Genomic DNA, 19,635 nt, shown 5'->3' on the forward strand with positions numbered 1-19,635 from the left:
GAACAATAAGAATGACTACATCCGCCTTGCTCGAGACCCGGCGAGCCAGTACCTGCGACATCCCGGTCGAACAACGCCTGCGGTTCTGGGAGCAGTACAACGCCTCCATCCTCGTCGGCCTCAAATGCTCCTCCTACGCCGACGGCGGCCTGGCCGCCTCGCAGACCAACCTCGAACTGGGCGCCATGAGCCTCGCCCTGGTGCGCGGCAACGAGCACGTGGTGGAGCGCGACTGCTCGATGATCCGCTCCGTGCCCAAGGAATCGGTGTTCGTCTCCCTGGTGCAGGAAAGCCGCTCGTTCTTCTACCAGGGCGAAGGCTGCACCCTGCTGGAGCCGGGGGAGATGATCATCTACCGCACCGACAAGCCCTACCTGTTCGGCTTCTCCGGCGCCATGCGCCAGTTCATCTTCGACATCCCCCAGGCGCTGTTCGGCGAACGCTGCCTGGGCCGCCTCGACGGCCCGCTCAAGGTCGGCGCGGAAACCCGCCTGCAACGCCTGCTCACCCGCACCCTCTGCGAGCGCACCCAGGGCTTCTTCGACCGCCCCGCCAACCGCGAAGCCGAGCACTTCGAAGGCGACGTGCTGGAGCTGCTCTCCAGCATCATCGCCGGGCAAACCGGCGAGCACCGCGTCAGCGCCCTCAGCGCCTCCTACCTGCTCGCCGCCAAACGCCTCATTGCCGAACAACTCGGCGACCCGGCCCTCAGCTGCGAACGCGTCGCCCAGGGCATCGGCATCTCCGTGCGCCACCTCACCCGCCTGTTCGCCCAGGAAGGCGGCTCACCCAGCCGCTACATCGCCGACCGCCGCCTCGAACTCGCCCACCGCCTGCTCAGCAGCCCGCAGGCTAGCGGCCTGGATATCAGCGAGGTGGCCTACCGGCACGGCTATTCGAGCCAGGCGCATTTCGCGCGGAGCTTCAAGGCGAGGTATGGGAGGACGCCGAGTGAGGTGAGGGGGGAGGTGGGGGAACGCTAGCTTAACTGCTTCCGATTGAAGTCAAAGGCCGGAGTTTATTCAGCTCCGTAGTGCGCCGATTCGTCAGAACGGTATGTCGTCGTCGAAGGGATCTACAACCTTCTTGGGAGGCAGAGCACTCTTTGGTAACTGCAGGTTTGTGACAATGAACAGGTTTAGGATGTCCTCCCTGTCTATAAACATGATTTGAGAGCGCTTTGTGGCATCCAATTTGTTGCCTAGCCAATTCCTTGCCTGCTTTGTTATTTCACCGCCGGCGACGATGAATGCGTGGTCAACAAGCACTCGTCGATTCAGTTCAGGATCGAAAATCTCGTGCCCGAGCATCATGTTTACCTGATTGTGAATCTCAGCGATATTTGCAGAGCCAGCCTTGCCGACACCTGCCGAATCCAGCTTGCCCTTCTTTGCTTGTATACCGAAATAGAGGATATGGAGGGTCGGCAGGGTGTACTTCATCCAAACGTCCTTGCCGTATTCTAAGGCTTTGTCTTTGTGGCCCGCTGCCGTGATGCGATGAAAACCAAGCTGACGGAATAGCGGCAGCAGCACTTCCTCGATCAACTCATCTTCGGAGCACGTTTCGAGGTATGCAGTGAGCTGCTCTCGGCGCTTCACCTCTGCTGGAGTTAACGGACGATGAGGGTTCGCCATCTGCACAATGGTGTTCGTGGCAGTGTGGCGAAGCTGGCCGATACCTTGCTCGTCATAGAACGCCTCCCAACCTTCACGAGTCAGTACCGTATTTATTGCGGTAAGTGCTTTGCTCCTGTCCAGGTCACCGTCTTGCGCGTCGGCCTTGTCGAGAGTAGCGCGGATTATCCGGATGAAAGCATCAGGGGGAACCGAAGGACTGGGGTGTGGTAGTGACAGCACTTCCTCCAGTCTGCTTGCAACCCACGCCCATCGGGTTGAGCCGTCATGGGCGTAGTCCAAGTCACAGTCTTGAAAGAACTCGGTGATGTAGCTGCTTGAGCGATACCGAAAGTGCTCGGTGTCGCCACAAATAATGTGGGCGAGCTCTCTGAGATTCCTGCTCTTCCATTTCATTTGCGCTCCGAGACTAGACCAGTGGGGGTTGAAGAACAATAGCTGATAAATCGACGTTGTGCTTCATGAGGGCTTTGATGGCCTAAGCAATAGCCAGTGCTTTTAATGCGAGGTTACGATAAATTATCTTTTGTTTGTTGTGCCGTCGGCTGACGACTCAGCTAATGTCCTGCCCGTTTATGATTCGCCAAACCTTTTCCATAAGGATGACACATGGTTGCTAAGAACATTGAGCGCTTCAATGAGATTACAGGGCAGGTGTTTGCCTGTCTGTACGAGTCGTTCCCCTTGCCAATAACACTCCGACCAAAACTGTTTGGTATTGAGGAGCACGAAGGTGGTGAGTACAGTCCGGAATTGGGAGAGACGCTGGGCGTAGAGCCGCAATCAGCGGAAGAAATACTATTTAAGCACAGCGTCACATGGCTGATCCAGGCGGGTTACATTACAGCGAAGAAACCCGACTACGATAGACACTTCTTCGCTGAGGCACGACTGACCGCGAAGGGGTTGGAGGTGCTTAATGCAATACCAAAGACCCTTACTAAGCGTGAGCCCTTGGGCGAGCAATTGGCCGCAGCGTCAAAAGGTGGTGCTAAAGAGTTGATGCGTACCATTACAACGGAGGTGCTGGGCATGGGAGTGCGTTTGGGGCTTAAAACTATCGGAATGGATGGTTAGCTTTCCAGAGGAGCCGATTTGCCACTAAGTCACCTCGCCTATCAGGCGATCAGACCAAGCCTCTTAGCCCTTTTGCTGATGGAGGGATTTCGTAAGCGGCTCCTACCGTCCAAATCCGAGGCGGAAAGCTGGGCGCAAATTGTATCAATGGTAGTTTGTCTCATCGGGGAATTTCATAGCGATTGTTGGTGAGTTTAGTCTGCCATCAAACCAATATAGGTGGTTTAACAAGGAGGTTCATATGACAAATACAATGCGAGTCAACGTCTGTTACCGGCCACTTCGTATCGGTTGGGCAGTGCGCGAAGGTGACATGGAAGCAATACGGCAAGCTGTGAAATATTCTCACTCTTTATGGGGTGGGAGATTCAATCCAATTTTAATTGTTGATCGCGAAGAGGAGGCGCGCCAGCAAGTTGAATTGTTTCGTGTTGATCTGATTTTGCCTTTGGGTGATAGTCAGGAAGTTAAGGATTTTCCAGGTAAATTTCCCCACTTAGTTAACCCATTTTTTGGTGAGTCTGTCTTTGTTAAGCAGGAAAAATGGAGGAGTTTTTCAAATATTCTAGATATCTCAAATGCTATTTCATATTGGTATGGAAAATCAGAGTGGAAGAATTTTCAGGATGCAAGATTGTGGGCTTGCAATTGGCAGCTAGATGATCCGCTAGCAGATGTTTTTCTTATGCAGCTTGGTGCCTATCCGAGTCCTGAAGAAATAGGTGTTAATTACGCGGAAATGGTTTTCGATGAGTTAGAGCCAGTTTCAAATGAATTGAAGTCAACTGACCCGATTCCCTCGGCTGTCTTGGAGCACCCTAGCTTAGCGTCTATCGGTGTGTTCGGCATAGATCGTCACTATTCAATAGTTGCAGGCTGGGATTGCCCTGGCTTTTTTGTCGGTGATGCTAATGATTCGGATGATTTGGTTTGCTTTTGGAACCTTCGAGCATGCGATATTCCATTGTGGTTCGTCGATCTGGCTGCGCAGGATCGCTACTCTGAGCTAATTCCAGAGTGGACAAAGATACTCCAGCGCTCAGTAGAGCATCGGAGCCATGAATGGGACCGGCGTTTAGGTATTTGGTCAAGAAAGGAAGTCGACGAAGAGGAGCGAATTTTTAAGGGATTACCATGCGATCGATGCCTGGTTAGGGATAGTTTCTGGACTGGTGGGACAGTAATTCCACCCACAATGTATCTAGCCGAGATATCAACTCTAGGTGTAATGGGTGAATCACAGGGTATCCCTCGTGTTAGCTTCGCCTTGGCTAACAAGCCGTTTGATGATGATGTTCAGTTTCATACTCAGCATTTAGTTGCGTCACTTTCTTTTGTCGGAGGGCTCTATGGCGATGATCAATATACTTTTGATGTGCCTTATGTTCCGGAACTCAATGGGTTTTACTCGCGCGCTATGCTTTTCGACTATCGTCAGTTACGTGTGGAGTCTGAGCGATTAGGGGTGGTGGTTGGTGCTGCTGATCATGATAAGTTCTTAATCGCGACGCCAACTAGCAGTACGATGCGGGAAATATTCTCCCTGGCAGGTTTTAATAGCGGTCTTAGCAGTAGTGGTCGTATTGTTCGGCAAATAATTACGCAGCTAAGTGGTTTGCAGGGTGCTCGAGTTTTCAAGGTTCCTGGTGTTAGAAAGTTGCTTAAGACATACGGGCCGCGTGACACGTTCAGCGCTCAGACAGCAAATCAAATTATTGCAGACAAAATTCCGGGGCAAAGTGCGACTATCGCTGAGCATCTCAATCTGTATCTCCGGCCCCGTCCGCCCGGAGTTAAGCTAACCCCGGGCGAGGTTTTCAATTATATGGTTGAGAAAGGGCTATTCCGTATGGGAGTAAACCTAGAATGCCATAAATGCGGAATGGCGAGTTGGACTGCGCTGGACGAGTTAAGGCAAAGAGCGTCGTGTGAGTTGTGTGGAAGTGGCTACGATGCAACGCGACAACTACTCGATAGTAAATGGGCTTTCCGGCGGTCAGGTTTGATGGGGTCGGAAAGAAATGCTCAAGGTGCAGTGCCAGTGGCGCTTACCTTGCAGCAGTTAGATACAACATTTCAGGGTAGTTTTCGCCGGAGCACCTATTCCACTTCATTAGATTTAAGAGCTGCAGAAAATTCAGGGCTACCAAATTGCGAGGTTGACTTCGTGTGGCTGATGAGTGAGCACAATAGCAAGCGCTCATCAGTGATTCTTGCAGAGTGCAAGGATCAGGGGCCGATTAATCCTGAGGAATTTCAGAGGGATGTGAATAACATGCGTCGAGTCGCAGATGCTTTTCCTGAGCATCGATTCGACGCATATGTGCTTTTCGTTAAGTTGGCACCATTCACAGCAGAAGAAGTTGAGATGGCTCGCACCTTGAACACGCCGTATCGGCATCGTGTGATACTGTTGACCGCTAGGGAATTGGAACCTTATGGTCTACTTGATCGCGTCAAAGAACAATACGGGATCGATGGGTATATTCACTCTCCGAAAGACCTGGCTGATGTAACGGCTAAGATATATTTCACCGCCCAGTAACCGAAGTCTAACTATGGATGCGGTGATCCACCTGTCGCGCAGCAGCTACGAGGATAAGCTGCGTTCTGTGGAGATGGTCGGGCTACTGTTGGGACGCCGGGTGCCTTGATAGATAGTGGGGCAGGGTGGTGGCGATATCTTCGAAACTAAAAACGCCGCACTCCCATGCGGCGTTTCCATTTCCACCTCTCTAGAAAAACCGCTTCCAACTCGGCCCATCCCCCAGCCGCGGGTCATCGTGCGCGGCCATGAAGCGCGGCAGGTCCTGGCGGGCGATCCAGGTTTCGCTTTGCCAGTGCAGCGCGGCGATGCGCTGGTTGGCCCAGGTCATCAGAATGCGTCGCGGACTGGCTTGCGGGTCGCGATGGTAGTCGTGGAGGGTGGGGATCACTTCGTCGCTGAGCCACTGGCTGAGGGCGCAATGCTCGGGGTGGCCGAAGCGGTAGAGGGCGCGGTAGAGGCCGGCTTCGCTGATCAGTTCCACTTCTTCGCAAAGGCCTGTGCTGTAGCGCAGGTAGGCGAAGCGGAACTGGTGCGGGTATAGGCGCTTGGTTAGCCGATACGGCCGGGCGGCGGCGATCATCAAGGCGAAGTCGAGGGCGACGAACCAGGGTCGGTTGTCGATCATAACGGCGCGCAGTTGATGGCAGTGGCGTTGGAAGGTGATGGGGGTATATGCGTCATGCATGGCGTTGCTCCAATGTTGAATTGAAGACTTGCCACCCACGCTGTCATTCAAGGGCGGCAAGCCGCGCGGGGTTGACAGACCGGCAACATTGGAACCGGCAGGCCACGAGGACCTCCCCGCGCGACCTGCCATAGAGCAGAGCAGTTATGAAAACCTGCATGCGTGCTGATGCCTGCAAAAAACATTCGCCGTTTTTCGCATGCACCTCGCGGCGCATTCGCGCCAATGTTCTTACGGGCTGTCAAACCCGGCCACGGGATTGACCGTGACCGGCGCAGGATAGGGACGGGCGAGCCCGAGGGCAAGGGGGCGGGGTGGTTGCATGCGTTGGCTGCGCCACCCCCTTCGGGCGCCGCTGAACTCGGCGCCGCCGTTGCGGTTCCAACCTTCACGGGCTTGCGAACCCCGGGTGCCGTGGCACCCGGGCTGGCGCCGTGGTTGCCCGACTTCCTTTATATGAGGTTCGAACCATGCGCCCACTTGCTGCCTTGCCCATCCGCGCCTTCACCTTCCTGCTCGGCCTGCTGCTCGCCACCGCTGCTTCCGCTGGCGAGGAGGCCATGTTGGTGGATGCCATCAACGCCTACCGCGCCCAGCCGCAGAACTGCGGCAACCAGCCCACCGTTGCGCTTACGCCGCTGACCAACGACCCGCGCCTGGTGCTGCCGACCGAGAACGGCGAGGCCTGGCGCGCGGCGCTGGGGCAATCCGGTTACCGCATTGGCGATGTGCGCACCATCCGCCTTTCCGGCCCGGCCAATGCCCAGGCGGCGTTCGCGGCGATGCAGGGTTATTGCGATGTGCTGTTGAACCCGCAGTTCGTCGATGTAGGCGTGAGCCAGGCGGGGCCGGTGTGGCGGGTGACCTTCGCCCGGCCGTTGCATAGCGCGGCTGTGACCGGCGGGCCGTCGCCGGTGTCGGCGCTGCTGGAGCAGGTGAACGCGGCGCGCGCGCAGCCTCGCCTCTGCGGGGGCGAGCCTTTCGCCTCGGCACCGCCGCTGACATGGAACCAGGCGCTGGCTGCGGCGGCGACCTCGCACAGCCAGTCGATGGCGCTCAACGGTTTCTTCGCCCATCAGGGCACCGACGGCAGTGCGCCGGCGGATCGGGCGCGCAGTGCGGGCTATACGGGCACGCGGGTGGCGGAAAGCATCGCCGCCGGGATGGGCTCGGCGGCTAGCGCGGTGCAGGGCTGGCTGGCCAGCCCCGAGGAGTGTTCGCGCCTGATGAGTCCGCTGTTCACCGACCTGGGCGGCGCCCAGTCGGCGGCGGCGAAGGCGGGTGGGGTTTATTGGACGCTGTTGTTGGGCGCTCCGTAAAAACCTAGCTGCGTGGCCATCGCGGCGTTGAAAGCGGCTTTCGATGGCCTGCCGGGACGTAGCCCGGACTTCAGTCCGGGGGCTTTGTGCGCATCGATTCCCGGGCTGAAGCCCGGGCTACGGGATGGTGCGGCTGGGAGGGGGCCGCCGGGAGCACCGTGCGGAGGTGCGCACGGCACACCCTACGGGGCGAGTTCATCCTGCCGAGTTCTTAGTTTGGATTGTCACGGACGGAGCCGATGGCTCATGACCACGCCCTGAGGACGTGGTTTTCCGCGTTCGAACGAAGGCCTGTCGCCCTTACTTCGCCTTGGCCAGGCTTGCCATATAGGCCGCGAACATGTCGCTCAAGGCGCCGATCAGTTCGCTGCGCGTGAGCGGCGGATGGGGGTGGCTCATGAAGCGGATGATGGTCATCAGCGCGCTGTTGATGACGACGTAGAGCGTGGGCAGCGGGTTGTCGATGGGGATTTCCCGCAGGTGGCGCAGCAGGTAGAGGCGGCAGAAGTCGAACAGGTGCTGTTCCATCTCGTCGACCACCTTCAAGGTGCGCAAGTCCTGCCAGTGGCGCGCCAGTTCGAGGTGCAGGCTGGCGTTGCGGTCGATGAATGCGAATACCGCCTGCAGCAGGCGCTCCACGGCGGCGTGTACGTCGTCCGCCAGCAAGGTGGTGGCGTTGTCGCGGATCACGCCGGCCAGCTCCTGGCTCATGCGGTCGAGCAGGGCCTCGACCAGGGCTTCCTTGCTGGCGAAGTACTGGTAGAGCGAACCGACACTGACCCCGGCCTCGGCGGCGATGAGGTTGGTGCTCAGGCGGGCCAGGCCGTCGCGGGCGATGACCAGGGCGCAGGCTTCCACCAGGTCGGCGACCATCTGTTGCGAGCGTTGTTGGCGAGGCTGCTTGCGCATGGCGGGCTCCGGACGCGAATTGAATGCGAGCGGATAGTCGCATTAGCGTGAGGGCGTTTCCAAGCACCTGCCGGAGCCGCTTCCATGCACGCATTTGAACCCGCTCAACCCGCCCAGCCGAGTCCGCTGGGGCCGGACTCACTCACCTGGCGCTACTTCGGCGACCTGCGCGGCCTGCTGCTGATCGGGCGCACGGGCATCCTGCAGAACATGCACCCGGGCCTGGCGGCCGGCGTGCTGCAGCACTCCGACCTGTTCGCCAACCCCTGGAACCGTTTGCTGCGCTCCATCCCGCCCATCCTGGGCGTGGTCTACGACGGCGCCCAGGCGGCCGGCACCGCCTTGCAGGTGCGTGCCTTCCATCGCGATATCAAGGGGCAGGACGGGCAGGGGCGCCCCTACCACGCCCTCAGCCCCGAGCTGTTCTATTGGGCCCACGCCACCTTCTTCGAGGCGCAGATCGCTGTGCAGCAATGGCTCGGTACGCCCCTGGACGAAGGGCAATGCGAGCGCCTCTACCAGGAATCCGTCCACTGGTATGCACTCTATGGATTGCCGATGGGGCAGGTGCCGGCGAGCTACGCCGCATTCCGGGTGTACTGGCAGCAGATGCTGGAGCAGCGCCTCCAGGCGACGGAGATCACCATCTGGTACTTCGGCCCGACCGCACGCCTGCCGGCGCCCTATCCCTGGATGCGCGGCCCGTTGTGGTGGTGCCTGCAACCCCTGCTGGTGGGCGGCGTGCGCTGGGTGGCGCGGGGCACCTTGCCGCCCGTGCTGCGGGAGCGGCTGGGGCTGCGGTGGACGGCGTGGGACCAGCGCCGGTTGCGCTTGCTCGCCGGTTTCCTGCGGTTGGTCTGGCGTGTGTTGCCTGGGGAGTGGGGCTATTTCCCCCGGGCGCGGAGGGCGATACGGCGTGCGCGGATGGCCGCCAGCGGAGCGCACCAGGCCCGCCAGGCTTGAGGGGCCTGGCGTAGCCCGGGCTTCAGTTCGGGGGCTCTATGTGCGTCCCGCCCCGGGCGGAAGCCCGGGCTACGGGGGCGTGGTTGGGCGGGGGCTTAGTGCGGTGCGCGGTTGCGGATGGTTTTCATCAGGTCGTCGGGGCTGATGTGGCCGACCACCTGGGCCGCGGCGCTGCCAGGTTGCGGCAGGTCGAGGATGTGGCCCTTCATCTTGCCGATGACGTGCATTTCGCAGGGCTTGCAGTCGAACTTCAGGGTCAGCACTTCATCGCCGTGCACCAGCTGCATCGGTGCGACCTTGGTGCGCACGCCGGTCACGCCCTTGGCCTGCTTGGGGCAGAGGTTGAAGGAGAAGCGCAGGCAGTGCTTGGTGATCATCACCGGCACTTCGCCGGCTTCCTCGTGGGCCTCGTAGGCCGCGTCGATCAGTTGCACGCCGTAGCGGTGGTAGAAGTCCCGCGCCTTCTGGTTGTAGACGTTGTAGAGGAACGACAGGTGCGCCTCCGGGTACACCGGCGGCGGCACGGCGACGGGCTTGCGGCCACCGCGCGGGTGGGCGGCGACGCGGGCTGCGGTCAGCGCCTCGATGGCTTCGCGGCGCAGGGCCTTGAGCTGGGAGTTGGGGATGAAGAAGGCCTGGGGCGCGTCCAGCTCCACGGCGTCGGCGTGGTACATCGTGGTGCCCAGCTGGCCGAGCAGGTCGTGCAGCTGTTCGAGGGCCTGTTCGGGCTTGTTGGCGGCGCCGAAGGGGCCGTCCAGGGCGACGCTGGCGCTGACGCCTTCCTCGCTGGTGGCGGTCAGTTCCAGGCGCTCTTCACGCAGCTTGGCGACCCAGGAGAGGCCGACGCGGCGCTCGGAAGAGGTCTTCTGCAGGGCCTGTTGCCAGTTGTGGTCGAGGTTGCGCGAGAGCGGGTGGTTGGGGCGCAGGCGGAACAGCCCCTCGGGCATTTCGTTGGGCTCGACGCGGTAGCGGTAGCGCTTCTGGCCGTCTTCCTCGAACTCGCCTTTCGGCTCGGCGATGTTGGCGCGGAAGCCCACCACCTCGCGCTTGACCAGCACGTTGAGGCCGTCGCCGTTGGACAGGGGCTCCTGGGTCACCACCAGCAGGTCGCGCTTGTTGACCTTCTCCACGTTCCCCACTAGCAGGCCGGTGAAGGTGGGCGAGTCGAAGGCGCCGATGTCGATCTTGCGGTCGGTGACGAAGTAGTCGGTGCTGCCACGGTGGAAGGTCTTGTCCGGGTCGGGCACGAAGAAGTGGTCGGTACGACCGCTGGAGGCGCGGGCGAGGTCCGGGCGGTTCTCGAGGATGCCGTCCAGGCGCTGGCGGTAGTAGGCGGTGATGTTCTTCACGTAGCCCATGTCCTTGTAGCGCCCTTCGATCTTGAAGGAGCGCACGCCGGCATCCACCAGGGCGCTGAGGTTGGCGCTCTGGTTGTTGTCCTTCATCGACAGCAGGTGTTTTTCGAAGGCGACGACGCGGCCCTGGTCGTCCTTCAGGGTGTAGGGCAGGCGGCAGGCCTGGGAGCAGTCGCCCCGGTTGGCGCTGCGGCCGGTCTGGGCGTGGGAGATGTTGCACTGGCCGGAGAAGGCCACGCACAGCGCACCGTGGATGAAGAATTCGATGGCGGCGTCGGTCTCGTCGGCGATGGCGCGGATCTGCTTGAGGTCCAGCTCGCGGGCCAGCACCAGCTGGGAGAAGCCGGCCTGGTCGAGGAACTTGGCCCGCTCCAGGGTGCGGATGTCGGTCTGGGTGCTGGCGTGCAGCTCGATCGGCGGGATGTCCAGTTCCATCACGCCCATGTCCTGGACGATCAGCGCGTCGACGCCGGCGTCGTACAGCTGGTGGATCAGCGTGCGCGCCGGCTCCAGCTCGTCATCGTGGAGGATGGTGTTGATGGTGACGAACACGCGGGCGTGGAAGCGGCGGGCGAACTCCACCAGTTGGGCGATATCGGCCACCTCGTTGCAGGCGTTGTGCCGCGCGCCGAAGCTCGGCCCGCCGATATAGACGGCATCGGCCCCATGCAGGATGGCCTCGCGGGCGATGTGCACATCGCGGGCAGGGCTGAGCAGTTCGAGGTGGTGTTTGGGTAGGGACATGGCAAAAAGGCTTCCGGCACGGTGCAGGGCGCGAATTGTACCGGTCCGATGCCCGCTAGGCACCCGGTTCGGCGACGAATAGCGGGTTGGCTGCAAACGCCTGCGCGCTCGCGCTGCTAATCCTGTCCCGGTAATGGGAAAGCTGAGCCTGGAGCGGCGGCGGTGTCGCCTGGTTCCCGCGTGGGGCGCTGTCTAGAGTAGTTGGCTGGACAAAAGGAGTTGCCCCCATGAGACGAAAGGCCCGCATTCTCATTCTCTGCAAGACCTACCCCAGCCCCAGTGCCACTTATGCCGAGACCTCCTGCGTGGCTGGCATGGATGAGCACGGCGCGTTGATCCGTTTGTTCCCCGTGCCGTTCCGCCTCATTGGCCAGGAGCAGCAGTTCGCCAAGTGGCAATGGATCGAAGCCAGTATCGAAAAGAGCACTCAAGACCACCGCCCCGAGAGCCACAAGATCGGCGTGGACACCATTCGGCCACAGGAAACGCTGCCCGCCGGTGATTGGTTGCTACGCAGGCGCCAACTGGAAAAGTTGCATGTGTATGAGAGCTTCGAGGCGCTGGAGCAGGCGCGGTTGGATCTGGGTGTCACGCTGGGGCTGTTGAGGCCCGCTCGGATAACCGGCCTGCAGATTCGCAAGGCAGGCACCGAACAGTGGACGGCCGAGGAGTTGGAGAAGTTGGAGCAGATGCAGCGCCAGGCCAGCCTGTTCGATGAGGACGAGGTTGCCAGCATCAAGCGCCTGGAAAAGGTGCCGTTCGACTTCTACTACGACTACGAATGCATGGTCGATGGGCAGGTGATCAGCCATACCCACAAGATTTCGGATTGGGAGGCCTGCGAGTTGTACCGGAAGGTGCGCCGCAGTCATGGTTCCGATTGGGAGGTGCCCTTCAGGGAAAAGCTCGAAAGGGATCTGCCACGCCAGGACCTGATGTTCCTGATGGGCAACATGCACCGTTTCCCGGGCCAGTGGCTGATCGTCAGCCTGATCTACCCGCCTAGGCTACAGCCGGGAATAGGTCTGCAACTGCCGTTGCTTTGAGGGGGAGGTGAACGGCCTGCAGGGCGCTGTCCAGGCTGTGGGCTCGCTGGGCGATCAGGTTGCGGTGGCAGAACCGGGCGTCCGCTTCGTAGCAGACCATGCAGATCCGCTCACTGGCTGCGTCGGCCAGCAAGCCATGGAGCCGTTCATCCTGGGTCTTGATGTAGGCGTTGAAGCCGCGTTCGTAGGCGGCCCAGTCACCGTCTTCCTTGTAGCGCTTGCGTACCGGTTTGGGGCAGCCGAGGGCGGGCTCGTGCTCGTAGGCGATACCTGCTTTTGCCAGGCATTCGGCGAAGGCTTTCTTGGAGAAGCCAGGCTTGCGCGAGAGGGGGTATTCACGAACGTCGAGGACCTTGTCGATCCCGGCTTCTTGCAGGCGTGCGATGAAGGCGTCGATGGAGAGGCCTTCATAACCCGCTGTGTAGATATTCATGATGTCCTCCGCTTCCGTGCCGACCTGGCCGCAAAATCGCGGCGGACTATATCACCGCAGCCTTGAGGCAGGGCTGGCCTACGATGGGCGGCCCCTCACACGCGTCGTTGTCCTACCGCCCTCAGCAACTGGAAATATCGCGAATCCAGTCGTCGATCCGCGGGCGGGGTTGCAGCAGGTCGGCGTCGGCGGCGTCCAGCCTTGGCAGGCCGTGGTGGCCGGCGCGGCGCACGTGCAGGCGGATGCGTGCCTGTTGTTCATCGAGGATGTCGCGCCCCTGGCGCAGGCGGGCCAGGAGGCGGTCGTCCACCTGGTAGCTGCCACATTCCCGGCAGCGCAGGGCGAGGCCGGGGCCGCCCGAATCCAGGGGTTTGGCTTCGTGTTCGCAGATCAAGCACTTCACGTGGGGCAACTCCTTTGTCCGGTCGACGGCGGGCTTGAATCGGATCCTGGCCGTGGCGACTGCGGCTCGACGCCGCTGTGCGACGGACAGCATGATCGTTGGTAACCATAGACCGGAGTGATGTGGAGCGAGTTGCAGAATTATTTGAGCCTTGTGTCGGATGGCCCGGCACGCTTTCGCAAGCGGGTTTGCCGGGCAGGAATTAAGGAGTCGAACATGCAATACCTGATCAGAACGGCCACGGCCGACGACGCAGCGGCCATCAGCCAGGTGGTGATCACGGCGCTGGCCGAGAGCAACGCCCGTGACTACCCGCCGGCGGTGATCGCCTCGGCGCAGGCGAACTTCGGCCCGGAGCAGGTGCAGGCCCTGATGGCGGTGCGCGAGGTGCTGGTGGCCGAGGAGCAGGGCTGCGTGATCGGCACCGCCAGCCTGGATGGGGACGTGGTGCGTACGGTCTTCGTCGTGCCGGGCGCGCAGGGGCGGGGCGTCGGCCGGCGGCTGATGGAGCGGGTCGAGGCGCTGGCCCGCGAGCGCGGCGTCAGGTTGTTGCGGGTGCCTTCGTCGATCACCGCCGAAGGCTTCTATGCGGGGTTGGGGTTCCGCTTCGTGCAGGAAATCATCCGGGGCGAGGAGCGCACCATCGTGATGGAGCGCTCGCTCGCCTGACCGGCCTGCGGCCTACCAGCCGCAGGCGGCCTCGAAGCTGTCGGCCCGGGCCATTTCCCACATGCGGCCGTAGAAGTCGGCCTCGATCGTCTCCTTGAGCAGGTCGCCCGGCTTGAGGAACACGTGGAGCTGGGAGAACAGGCGGATCTCGCTGTCGGAGACGCGGCGCACCAGGTGGCGCGGCTCCAGCTGCGCCGGGTGGTCGAGGCCGGCGGCGGCGAGCATCTCTGCCAGGGCCTTGAGGGTGTTGCGGTGGAAGCTGTGTACGCGCTGGGCCTTGTCCGGCACCACCAGGGCGCGCTGGCGCAGGGCGTCCTGGGTGGCGACGCCGGTGGGGCACTTGTTGGTGTGGCAGCTCTGCGACTGGATGCAGCCGATGGCGAACATGAAGCCGCGCGCGGAGTTGGCCCAGTCGGCGCCGATGGAGAGCACGCTGGCGATGTCGAAGGCGCTGACGATCTTGCCGCTGGCGCCGAGCTTGATCTTGTCGCGCAGGTTCAGCCCCACCAGCACGTTGTGCACGAACAGCAGGCCCTCGCGCAGGGGCACGCCGATATGGTCGGTGAACTCCAGGGGGGCTGCGCCGGTGCCGCCTTCCTTGCCGTCGACGACGATGAAGTCGGGGTAGATGCCGGTGGCCAGCATGGCCTTGGCGATGCCCATGAATTCCCACGGGTGGCCCAGGCAGAACTTGAAGCCCACCGGCTTGCCGCCGGACAGCTCACGCAGCTGGGCGATGAACTGCATCATCTCGATGGGCGTGGAGAAGGCGCTGTGGCGCGAGGGGGAGATGCAGTCCTCGCCCATCATCACGCCACGGGTCTCGGAGATTTCCTTCGTCACCTTGTGCTTGGGCAGGATGCCGCCGTGGCCCGGCTTGGCGCCCTGGCTGAGCTTGATCTCGATCATCCGCACCTGCGGGTTCTGCGCCTGGTCGGCGAAGCGCTCCGGGTCGAACAGGCCGGCGGCGGTGCGGCAGCCGAAGTAGCCGCTGCCCAGCTCCCACACCAGGTCGCCGCCGTGCTCGCGGTGGTAGGGGCTGATGCTGCCCTCGCCGGTGTCGTGGTAGAAGCCGCCGAGCTTGGCGCCCTGGTTGAGGGCGCGGATGGCGTTGGCGCTGAGGGAGCCGAAGCTCATGGCCGAGATGTTGAAGATCGACGCCGAGTAGGGCTGCCTGCACTGCGGCCCGCCGATTTCCACGCGGAAGGCCGACGGGTCGCTCAGCGGTGCCGGGCGCATGGAGTGGCCGATGAATTCGAAGCCCGCCTGGTAGACGTCCATCAGCGTGCCGAAGGGCTTGTCGGCCCCCTCGTTCTTGGCCCGCGCGTAGACCAGCGAGCGCTGGGCGCGGGAGAAGGGCAGCTTGTCGCCGTCGGCTTCCAGCAGGTATTGGCGGATTTCCGGGCGGATGCCTTCCACCAGGTAGCGGATGTTGCCCAGGATCGGGTAGTTGCGCCGCACCGCGTGGGGCGTCTGCAGCAGGTCGAGGAGGCCGACCAGCGACAGCACGCCGGTGACCAGGGTGAAGGGCCAGAGCCACTCGTGCTCGATGAAGGGCAGGGTGGCGAGGGTGAAGAGCACGCAGAAGGCGAAGAACGCGTAGCGGCTGAGAAGCGACAGGCTCATGCGGATTCCTTGTGAGAGGGCACGGGTTCAGCGTAGCGGAGCGGCAAGGTTACGCGTTGCACCGGTGCGATGGACACCGCTGCCGTGTGCGACCGCTGGAACAGGTACGTAGGCTAGCGCGGCGCGGCGAGGAAGCGCCGCCACAGTTCGGCTTCCCGCCCATTGGCGCGCAGCGTGGCCAGGCCCTTGTCGAAGGCTTCGAGGTAGCGGCGGTTATCGGCCGGCTGGCTGGCGAAGAGCAGGTGGTAGTCCCAGCGCTGCAAGGGGGCGGTGGTGGCCAGGCGCGCGGCTTCGTCCGCGTCCAGGCGCTGGCTGATCAGCCATTGCCCGGTGCCCTTGACCATGTCCACCGCGTCGATGCGCCCGGCGGCCAGCTTGCGCAGGTTGCCGGTCTCGTCGCCGCCGGCTTCGTATTTCAGCAGGCCGCGCCGCTCGGCTTCCTCCAGCAGCGGGGTCTTCGCCGAGCCCAGGGGCAGGCCGATGGTCAGCCCGCGCAGTTGCTCGACGCCGACGGCGGAGCCGTCCCAGTGCACCGGCTTGGCGCGGTTGTAGAAGAGCACCACCTCGTCGCTGTAGACCCGCTCGGAAAACAGGCAGCAGGCTTCGCGCTCGGGGCTGCGGCCCCACACCGCCGAGGCCTGCCAGCGGCCCTGGCGCACCTCTTCGAAGGCGCGCTTCCAGGGGAAGAAGCCGTATTCCACGGTGATGCCCTGGGTGGCGAAGGCTTCGCTGATGAGGGTGGGGATCACGCCGTTGCCGGGTTGCGAGGCGCTGATCAGGGGTGGCCATTCGCCGATGGCGATGCGGATGTGCCCCTCGGCGAAGAGCGGGCGGGCGAGGGCGAGGAGGCAGATGAGCAGCAGGACCCGGAATCGGGACATCGAATTCTCCCGGCGATGCATGCGCGGCGGCATGCCGCCCGTTCAGCCAAGCACAGGGCATGCCGGCCCGCCAGCCAGCGGCGATGCCCGGTGCCCGTCACGGGGCGCCGAAGGCCTGCGGGCGGTCGAAGAAGCGGCGGCGCTGCTCCACGGGCAGCTTGCCGGCGATCTCCAGCAGCATCGCCTGGGCCGCGCGCTGCAGCGTTGCCGTGGCCTCGCGCTGCTGGGCGAAGCGCCGTTCGACGGCGGCGGCGTCCAGGGGCTCGCGGGCCAGTTCATCGAGCAGTTGCTGGCGGTTGTCGCGGTTGGCCTGGGCCAGGTCGCGCAACTGCGGGGCGTGCTGGCGGATCACCGCGCGCACCTCGCCGCGTTGCTCGGCGGGCAGCTCCCGCACCCGTGCGATCAGTTGGCGCATGGGCTGGCCCTGGAAGCCGGAGTCGCCCGGTGCCGGGCGGGCGATCAGCCAGCCGCCGAGAAAGGCATTGCCGGCCAGGGAGAGCAGCAGGGCGCCGCCGAGCAGCCAGGTCCTGTTCATGGTTCCTCCGTCCACAGCAGTTGGTCCATGGCCTGGGCGGCCACTTCCAGGTCGGCGTCGCCGGCCGGCGCGCCGGCATGCCCGGCGAGCAGCCCGAGCACGCCGCACAGGGCGAGGCTGGCGAGCTTCAGCTGCCAGCCGTAGCGCCATTGTTCCAGGGCCCGTTGCAGGCGCTGGCGCCAGCCCGGGCGCTGCGGTTGCGCGGTGGCGCGGGCGACGATGCGCGCGGCGAGGTCGGCCGGGGGCGTCGGTCTCGGCTGTGCGGCCAGGCGCCGGCGCAGGTCCTGTTCATCGTTCATCGTCGTGCTCCTCGGTGGGGCGGTTGGCCGGGCTTGCGGGCAACCAGCGGCGCAATTGCGCGCGGGCCCGGCCCAGCAGGCCTTCCAGGGCCTTGAGGTGGAGTCCCATGAGTGCGGCGGCCTGGGGGTTGCTGTGCTCCTCGAAGTAGCAGAGCACCACGGCCATGCGCTGTTTGTCCGGCAGCCGCTGCACCACCCGCTGGACCTCGGCGGCCTCGCGGGCGCGCTGCACCTGCGCGGCGGTGTCGGCGTCGGGGTCGAGCAGCTCTTCCAGCAGGGCGTCGATGTCCTGCTCGGGGCGGCGCTTGCGGCGGCGCAGCTGGTCCAGGCACTGGTTGACCAGGATGCGCTGCAGCCAGGTGGTGAACAGCGCCCGGCCCGGTTGCCAGTCGGCGGCGTGGGTCCAGATGCGGGTGAAGGCTTCCTGGGCGGCGTCCTCGGCGTCGGCCTGCTCGGGCAGCACGCGCCGGGCGATGGCATAGGCGCGCGGCAGGTGGCGTTGCACCAGGATGGCGAAGGCGCGTTCGTCACCTTCGGCCACGGCGGCCATCAGGCGTTCGTCGTCGAGCTGCATCCGTCGTGGCTACCCGGGCATCGAGGGCGTTCGGGAATCGGGCAGCAGCGGGATGGGGCGCTTCATCGGGCCTCCGGTTCAGGGCGAGGGGGTGAGGGTGACGCTGCCGCTGCGGGTCTCGCCCTGGCTGCCGGTCACGCTGCGCGAAAGGGTGTTGCTGTCGCGGTCGAAACTGTAGCTGGCCGAACGCTGTGCCGTCTCGCCCGCCGCGTTGGTGACCTGGGTCTGGCGGGTGAGGCCGTCATCGCCGCGCTGGGACTGCTGGCTGAAGGTTCCGCTGCGGCCGTCGGTGGTGGTCCAGGTGCCGCTGCTCTGGCCGTCGGCGTGGGTGCCTTCGAGGGTGACGCCACGGCCATCGGCTCCGCTGCCGCTGCGGCTGAACTGGCCGCTGTCGCGGTCGTAGCGGGTGGTGCTGGTGCGGCTCGTGCTGCGGCCGTCGTCGCCGGTGACGCTGCGCTGGCGGGTCAGCCCGTCGGCCAGGTTGCCGCTGCGCTGGGTCTGCCAGGTGCCGGCCTGCCCGCGTCCGGTGACGAAGCTGCCTGCGTGTTGGCGTTCCCTGGCCTCGGCCAGGCCGGTGCACAGCAGGAGCAGGCAGAGCAGGTGGGGCAGGGCGTTGCGCAGGGTGGCGTTCATGGGAGCCTCGTTACCGGGAAAAGGGCGGGTTCGAGGGTTGTACGACGGCGTTGGGGGCGCCCCTGCGTTTATTTTTTGAAGGCACCGGGATGGCGCGGATGTCGGGTACAGCTCTGTGCGATCGGTTGTTCCGCTTGGTGGATGGGTGAAGCGTCATCCACCCTACGCAGCGGCGACCGTGGTGCTGGAGTGGGGCACCGAGGTGGGCCGGATGTAGGGTGGATGACGCTCTTTTCATCCACCGGCGGAGCCCGGCGTGACCACGGATGCTGGGCGGGTGACGCGGTGTTCAGCCTACGGCTGCGGTGGCAGGGCGTTGCTGCAGGCGGTGATCACGGCGTCGTCGGCCTTGAGGCGGTCGGGCAGGAAGTCGCGGAGGAATTCCACCCAGGTGCGGATCTTCGCGTCGAGGAACTGCCGCGACGGGTAGAGCGCATAGATGCCCAGGGGGAACAGGCTGTGGCGCGGCAGCACCCGCACCAGGCTGCCGTCGGCCAGGCCCTTCACGGCGGAGTACACCGGCAGCACGCCGATGCCCATGCCGGCCATCAGCGCCTCGGTCATGGCGTCGGCGGTGTTGACCTGGAAGGGGGTGTGGTTGATGGAGATCATCTGCTGCCCGTCCGGGCCCTCGAACAGCCACTTGTCCAGCGCCATCACCGAGTTCACCAGGCGCAGGCAGCGGTGCTGGGTGAGGTCGGATGGCTGGCGCGGGGCGCCGTGCCTGGCGATGTAGGCGGGGGAGGCGCAGAGCACGCTGTAGGTGGTGCCCAGCTGCTTGGAGATGAACCCCGAGTCGGGCAGCTCCTGGGCGATCACCACCGAGATGTCGTAGCCCTCGTCGAGGATGTCGGTGGTGCGGTTGGCCAGGGTCAGGTCGAAGCTCACGTCCGGGTAGGTCTCGCTGTACTGGGCGATGGCCTTGATCAGGTAGTGCTGGCCGATGCCGGTCATGGCGTGGACCTTGAGGTTGCCGGCGGGGCGTGCGTGGGCCTCGCTGGCCTCGGCCTCGGCCTCCTCGATGTAACCGAGGATCTGCTCGCAGCGCAGCAGGTAGCGCTGGCCGGCTTCGGTGAGGGCGATGCGGCGGGTGGTGCGGTGCAGCAGGCGGGTGCGCAGGTGGGTTTCCAGGGTGGCCACGGCGCGCGACACGTAGGAGGTGGTCAGGTCGAGGCGGGCCGCCGCCGCGGTGAAGCTGCCGGTTTCGGCCACGCAGACGAAGGCGCGCATGTTGAAGAGGATGTCCATGAGGGGCTCCGACCTGGAAGGGGTGCGAATTCTGGCATGAAGTGCCGGGGG

20 protein-coding genes are annotated in these 19,635 nt (G+C 63.5%); 7 read left to right on the plus strand and 13 right to left on the minus strand.

Annotation, left to right across the window (positions count from 1 at the left end; all coding sequences use genetic code 11):
• Positions 1-11: 11 nt before the first annotated feature.
• Entirely contained in the window at positions 12-983 is a 972-nt protein-coding gene (locus tag HSX14_RS12705) for a helix-turn-helix domain-containing protein (RefSeq protein WP_173174452.1), read from the plus strand.
• A gap of 63 nt (positions 984-1,046) precedes the next feature.
• On the opposite strand, the gene HSX14_RS12710 is transcribed toward HSX14_RS12705, so the two are convergent.
• Positions 1,047-2,033: a PDDEXK family nuclease gene (locus tag HSX14_RS12710; RefSeq protein ID WP_173174450.1), complete on the minus strand. Its 987-nt coding sequence runs from the start codon at positions 2,031-2,033 to the stop codon at positions 1,047-1,049.
• A 213-nt stretch (positions 2,034-2,246) separates the two neighbouring features.
• Between HSX14_RS12710 and HSX14_RS12715 the strand changes: the two genes are divergently transcribed.
• Positions 2,247-2,714 carry a hypothetical protein gene (locus HSX14_RS12715; RefSeq protein ID WP_173174448.1) on the plus strand — a complete coding sequence of 156 codons (468 nt, stop codon included), beginning with the start codon at positions 2,247-2,249 and terminating at the stop codon, positions 2,712-2,714.
• 241 nt (positions 2,715-2,955) lie between these two features.
• Complete coding sequence (locus tag HSX14_RS12720; RefSeq protein WP_173174446.1) at positions 2,956-5,259, plus strand: hypothetical protein; 2,304 nt, start codon at positions 2,956-2,958, stop codon at positions 5,257-5,259.
• A gap of 190 nt (positions 5,260-5,449) precedes the next feature.
• Here HSX14_RS12720 and HSX14_RS12725 read toward each other — a convergent pair whose 3' ends face one another.
• Positions 5,450-5,947 (minus strand): BRO-N domain-containing protein, encoded by a 498-nt coding sequence (locus HSX14_RS12725; RefSeq protein WP_173174444.1) that lies wholly within the window; start codon positions 5,945-5,947, stop codon positions 5,450-5,452.
• Positions 5,948-6,417: 470 nt separating this feature from the next.
• On the opposite strand from HSX14_RS12725, the gene HSX14_RS12730 reads away from it, so the two are divergent.
• Positions 6,418-7,266, plus strand: coding sequence for a CAP domain-containing protein (locus HSX14_RS12730; protein WP_173174442.1), 849 nt, complete (start codon positions 6,418-6,420; stop codon positions 7,264-7,266).
• A 300-nt stretch (positions 7,267-7,566) separates the two neighbouring features.
• Here HSX14_RS12730 and HSX14_RS12735 read toward each other — a convergent pair whose 3' ends face one another.
• Positions 7,567-8,175: a TetR/AcrR family transcriptional regulator gene (locus HSX14_RS12735; protein ID WP_173174440.1), complete on the minus strand. Its 609-nt coding sequence runs from the start codon at positions 8,173-8,175 to the stop codon at positions 7,567-7,569.
• Between the two features lie 84 nt (positions 8,176-8,259).
• Here HSX14_RS12735 and HSX14_RS12740 point away from each other — a divergent pair, with 84 nt between their 5' ends.
• A complete protein-coding gene (locus HSX14_RS12740; protein ID WP_173174438.1) occupies positions 8,260-9,138 on the plus strand; it encodes an oxygenase MpaB family protein in 879 nt (292 codons plus the stop codon).
• A gap of 95 nt (positions 9,139-9,233) precedes the next feature.
• Here the strand turns inward: HSX14_RS12740 and HSX14_RS12745 are convergent, their stop codons facing one another.
• The gene (locus HSX14_RS12745; RefSeq protein ID WP_173174436.1) at positions 9,234-11,237 is read right to left on the minus strand and encodes a peptidase U32 family protein; all 2,004 of its coding nucleotides are present in this window, start codon (positions 11,235-11,237) and stop codon (positions 9,234-9,236) included.
• A 227-nt stretch (positions 11,238-11,464) separates the two neighbouring features.
• On the opposite strand from HSX14_RS12745, the gene HSX14_RS12750 reads away from it, so the two are divergent.
• The gene (locus HSX14_RS12750; RefSeq protein ID WP_173174434.1) at positions 11,465-12,283 is read left to right on the plus strand and encodes a DUF8758 domain-containing protein; all 819 of its coding nucleotides are present in this window, start codon (positions 11,465-11,467) and stop codon (positions 12,281-12,283) included.
• Here HSX14_RS12750 and HSX14_RS12755 read toward each other — a convergent pair.
• On the minus strand, positions 12,240-12,716 hold the full coding sequence (locus HSX14_RS12755) for a DUF488 domain-containing protein (RefSeq protein ID WP_173174432.1): 477 nt from the start codon (positions 12,714-12,716) through the stop codon (positions 12,240-12,242). The two genes, HSX14_RS12750 and HSX14_RS12755, sit on opposite strands and share 44 nt — an antisense overlap.
• Before the next feature lie 121 nt (positions 12,717-12,837).
• Positions 12,838-13,119 carry a hypothetical protein gene (locus HSX14_RS12760; protein ID WP_111261574.1) on the minus strand — a complete coding sequence of 94 codons (282 nt, stop codon included), beginning with the start codon at positions 13,117-13,119 and terminating at the stop codon, positions 12,838-12,840.
• Between the two features lie 216 nt (positions 13,120-13,335).
• On the opposite strand from HSX14_RS12760, the gene HSX14_RS12765 reads away from it, so the two are divergent.
• The gene (locus HSX14_RS12765) at positions 13,336-13,788 is read left to right on the plus strand and encodes a GNAT family N-acetyltransferase (RefSeq protein WP_173174430.1); all 453 of its coding nucleotides are present in this window, start codon (positions 13,336-13,338) and stop codon (positions 13,786-13,788) included.
• Between the two features lie 12 nt (positions 13,789-13,800).
• Here HSX14_RS12765 and HSX14_RS12770 read toward each other — a convergent pair whose 3' ends face one another.
• The 7 genes from HSX14_RS12770 to HSX14_RS12800 form a co-directional block, all read right to left on the minus strand.
• Positions 13,801-15,414, minus strand: coding sequence for an FMN-binding glutamate synthase family protein (locus HSX14_RS12770; protein ID WP_173174428.1), 1,614 nt, complete (start codon positions 15,412-15,414; stop codon positions 13,801-13,803).
• 113 nt (positions 15,415-15,527) lie between these two features.
• The gene (locus HSX14_RS12775; protein WP_173174426.1) at positions 15,528-16,295 is read right to left on the minus strand and encodes a substrate-binding periplasmic protein; all 768 of its coding nucleotides are present in this window, start codon (positions 16,293-16,295) and stop codon (positions 15,528-15,530) included.
• Positions 16,296-16,392: 97 nt separating this feature from the next.
• Entirely contained in the window at positions 16,393-16,830 is a 438-nt protein-coding gene (locus tag HSX14_RS12780; protein ID WP_173174424.1) for a periplasmic heavy metal sensor, read from the minus strand.
• On the minus strand, positions 16,827-17,129 hold the full coding sequence (locus HSX14_RS12785; RefSeq protein ID WP_173174422.1) for a hypothetical protein: 303 nt from the start codon (positions 17,127-17,129) through the stop codon (positions 16,827-16,829). The genes HSX14_RS12780 and HSX14_RS12785 overlap by 4 nt, the downstream gene beginning before the upstream one ends.
• Complete coding sequence (locus tag HSX14_RS12790) at positions 17,119-17,703, minus strand: sigma-70 family RNA polymerase sigma factor (RefSeq protein WP_173174420.1); 585 nt, start codon at positions 17,701-17,703, stop codon at positions 17,119-17,121. The genes HSX14_RS12785 and HSX14_RS12790 overlap by 11 nt, the downstream gene beginning before the upstream one ends.
• A gap of 78 nt (positions 17,704-17,781) precedes the next feature.
• The gene (locus HSX14_RS12795) at positions 17,782-18,336 is read right to left on the minus strand and encodes a hypothetical protein (protein WP_173174418.1); all 555 of its coding nucleotides are present in this window, start codon (positions 18,334-18,336) and stop codon (positions 17,782-17,784) included.
• A gap of 294 nt (positions 18,337-18,630) precedes the next feature.
• A complete protein-coding gene (locus HSX14_RS12800; protein ID WP_173174416.1) occupies positions 18,631-19,584 on the minus strand; it encodes a LysR family transcriptional regulator in 954 nt (317 codons plus the stop codon).
• Positions 19,585-19,635 lie beyond the last annotated feature (51 nt).

This window comes from Pseudomonas tohonis (assembly GCF_012767755.2).
GTDB classification, from domain to species: Bacteria; Pseudomonadota; Gammaproteobacteria; order Pseudomonadales; family Pseudomonadaceae; genus Metapseudomonas; species Metapseudomonas tohonis.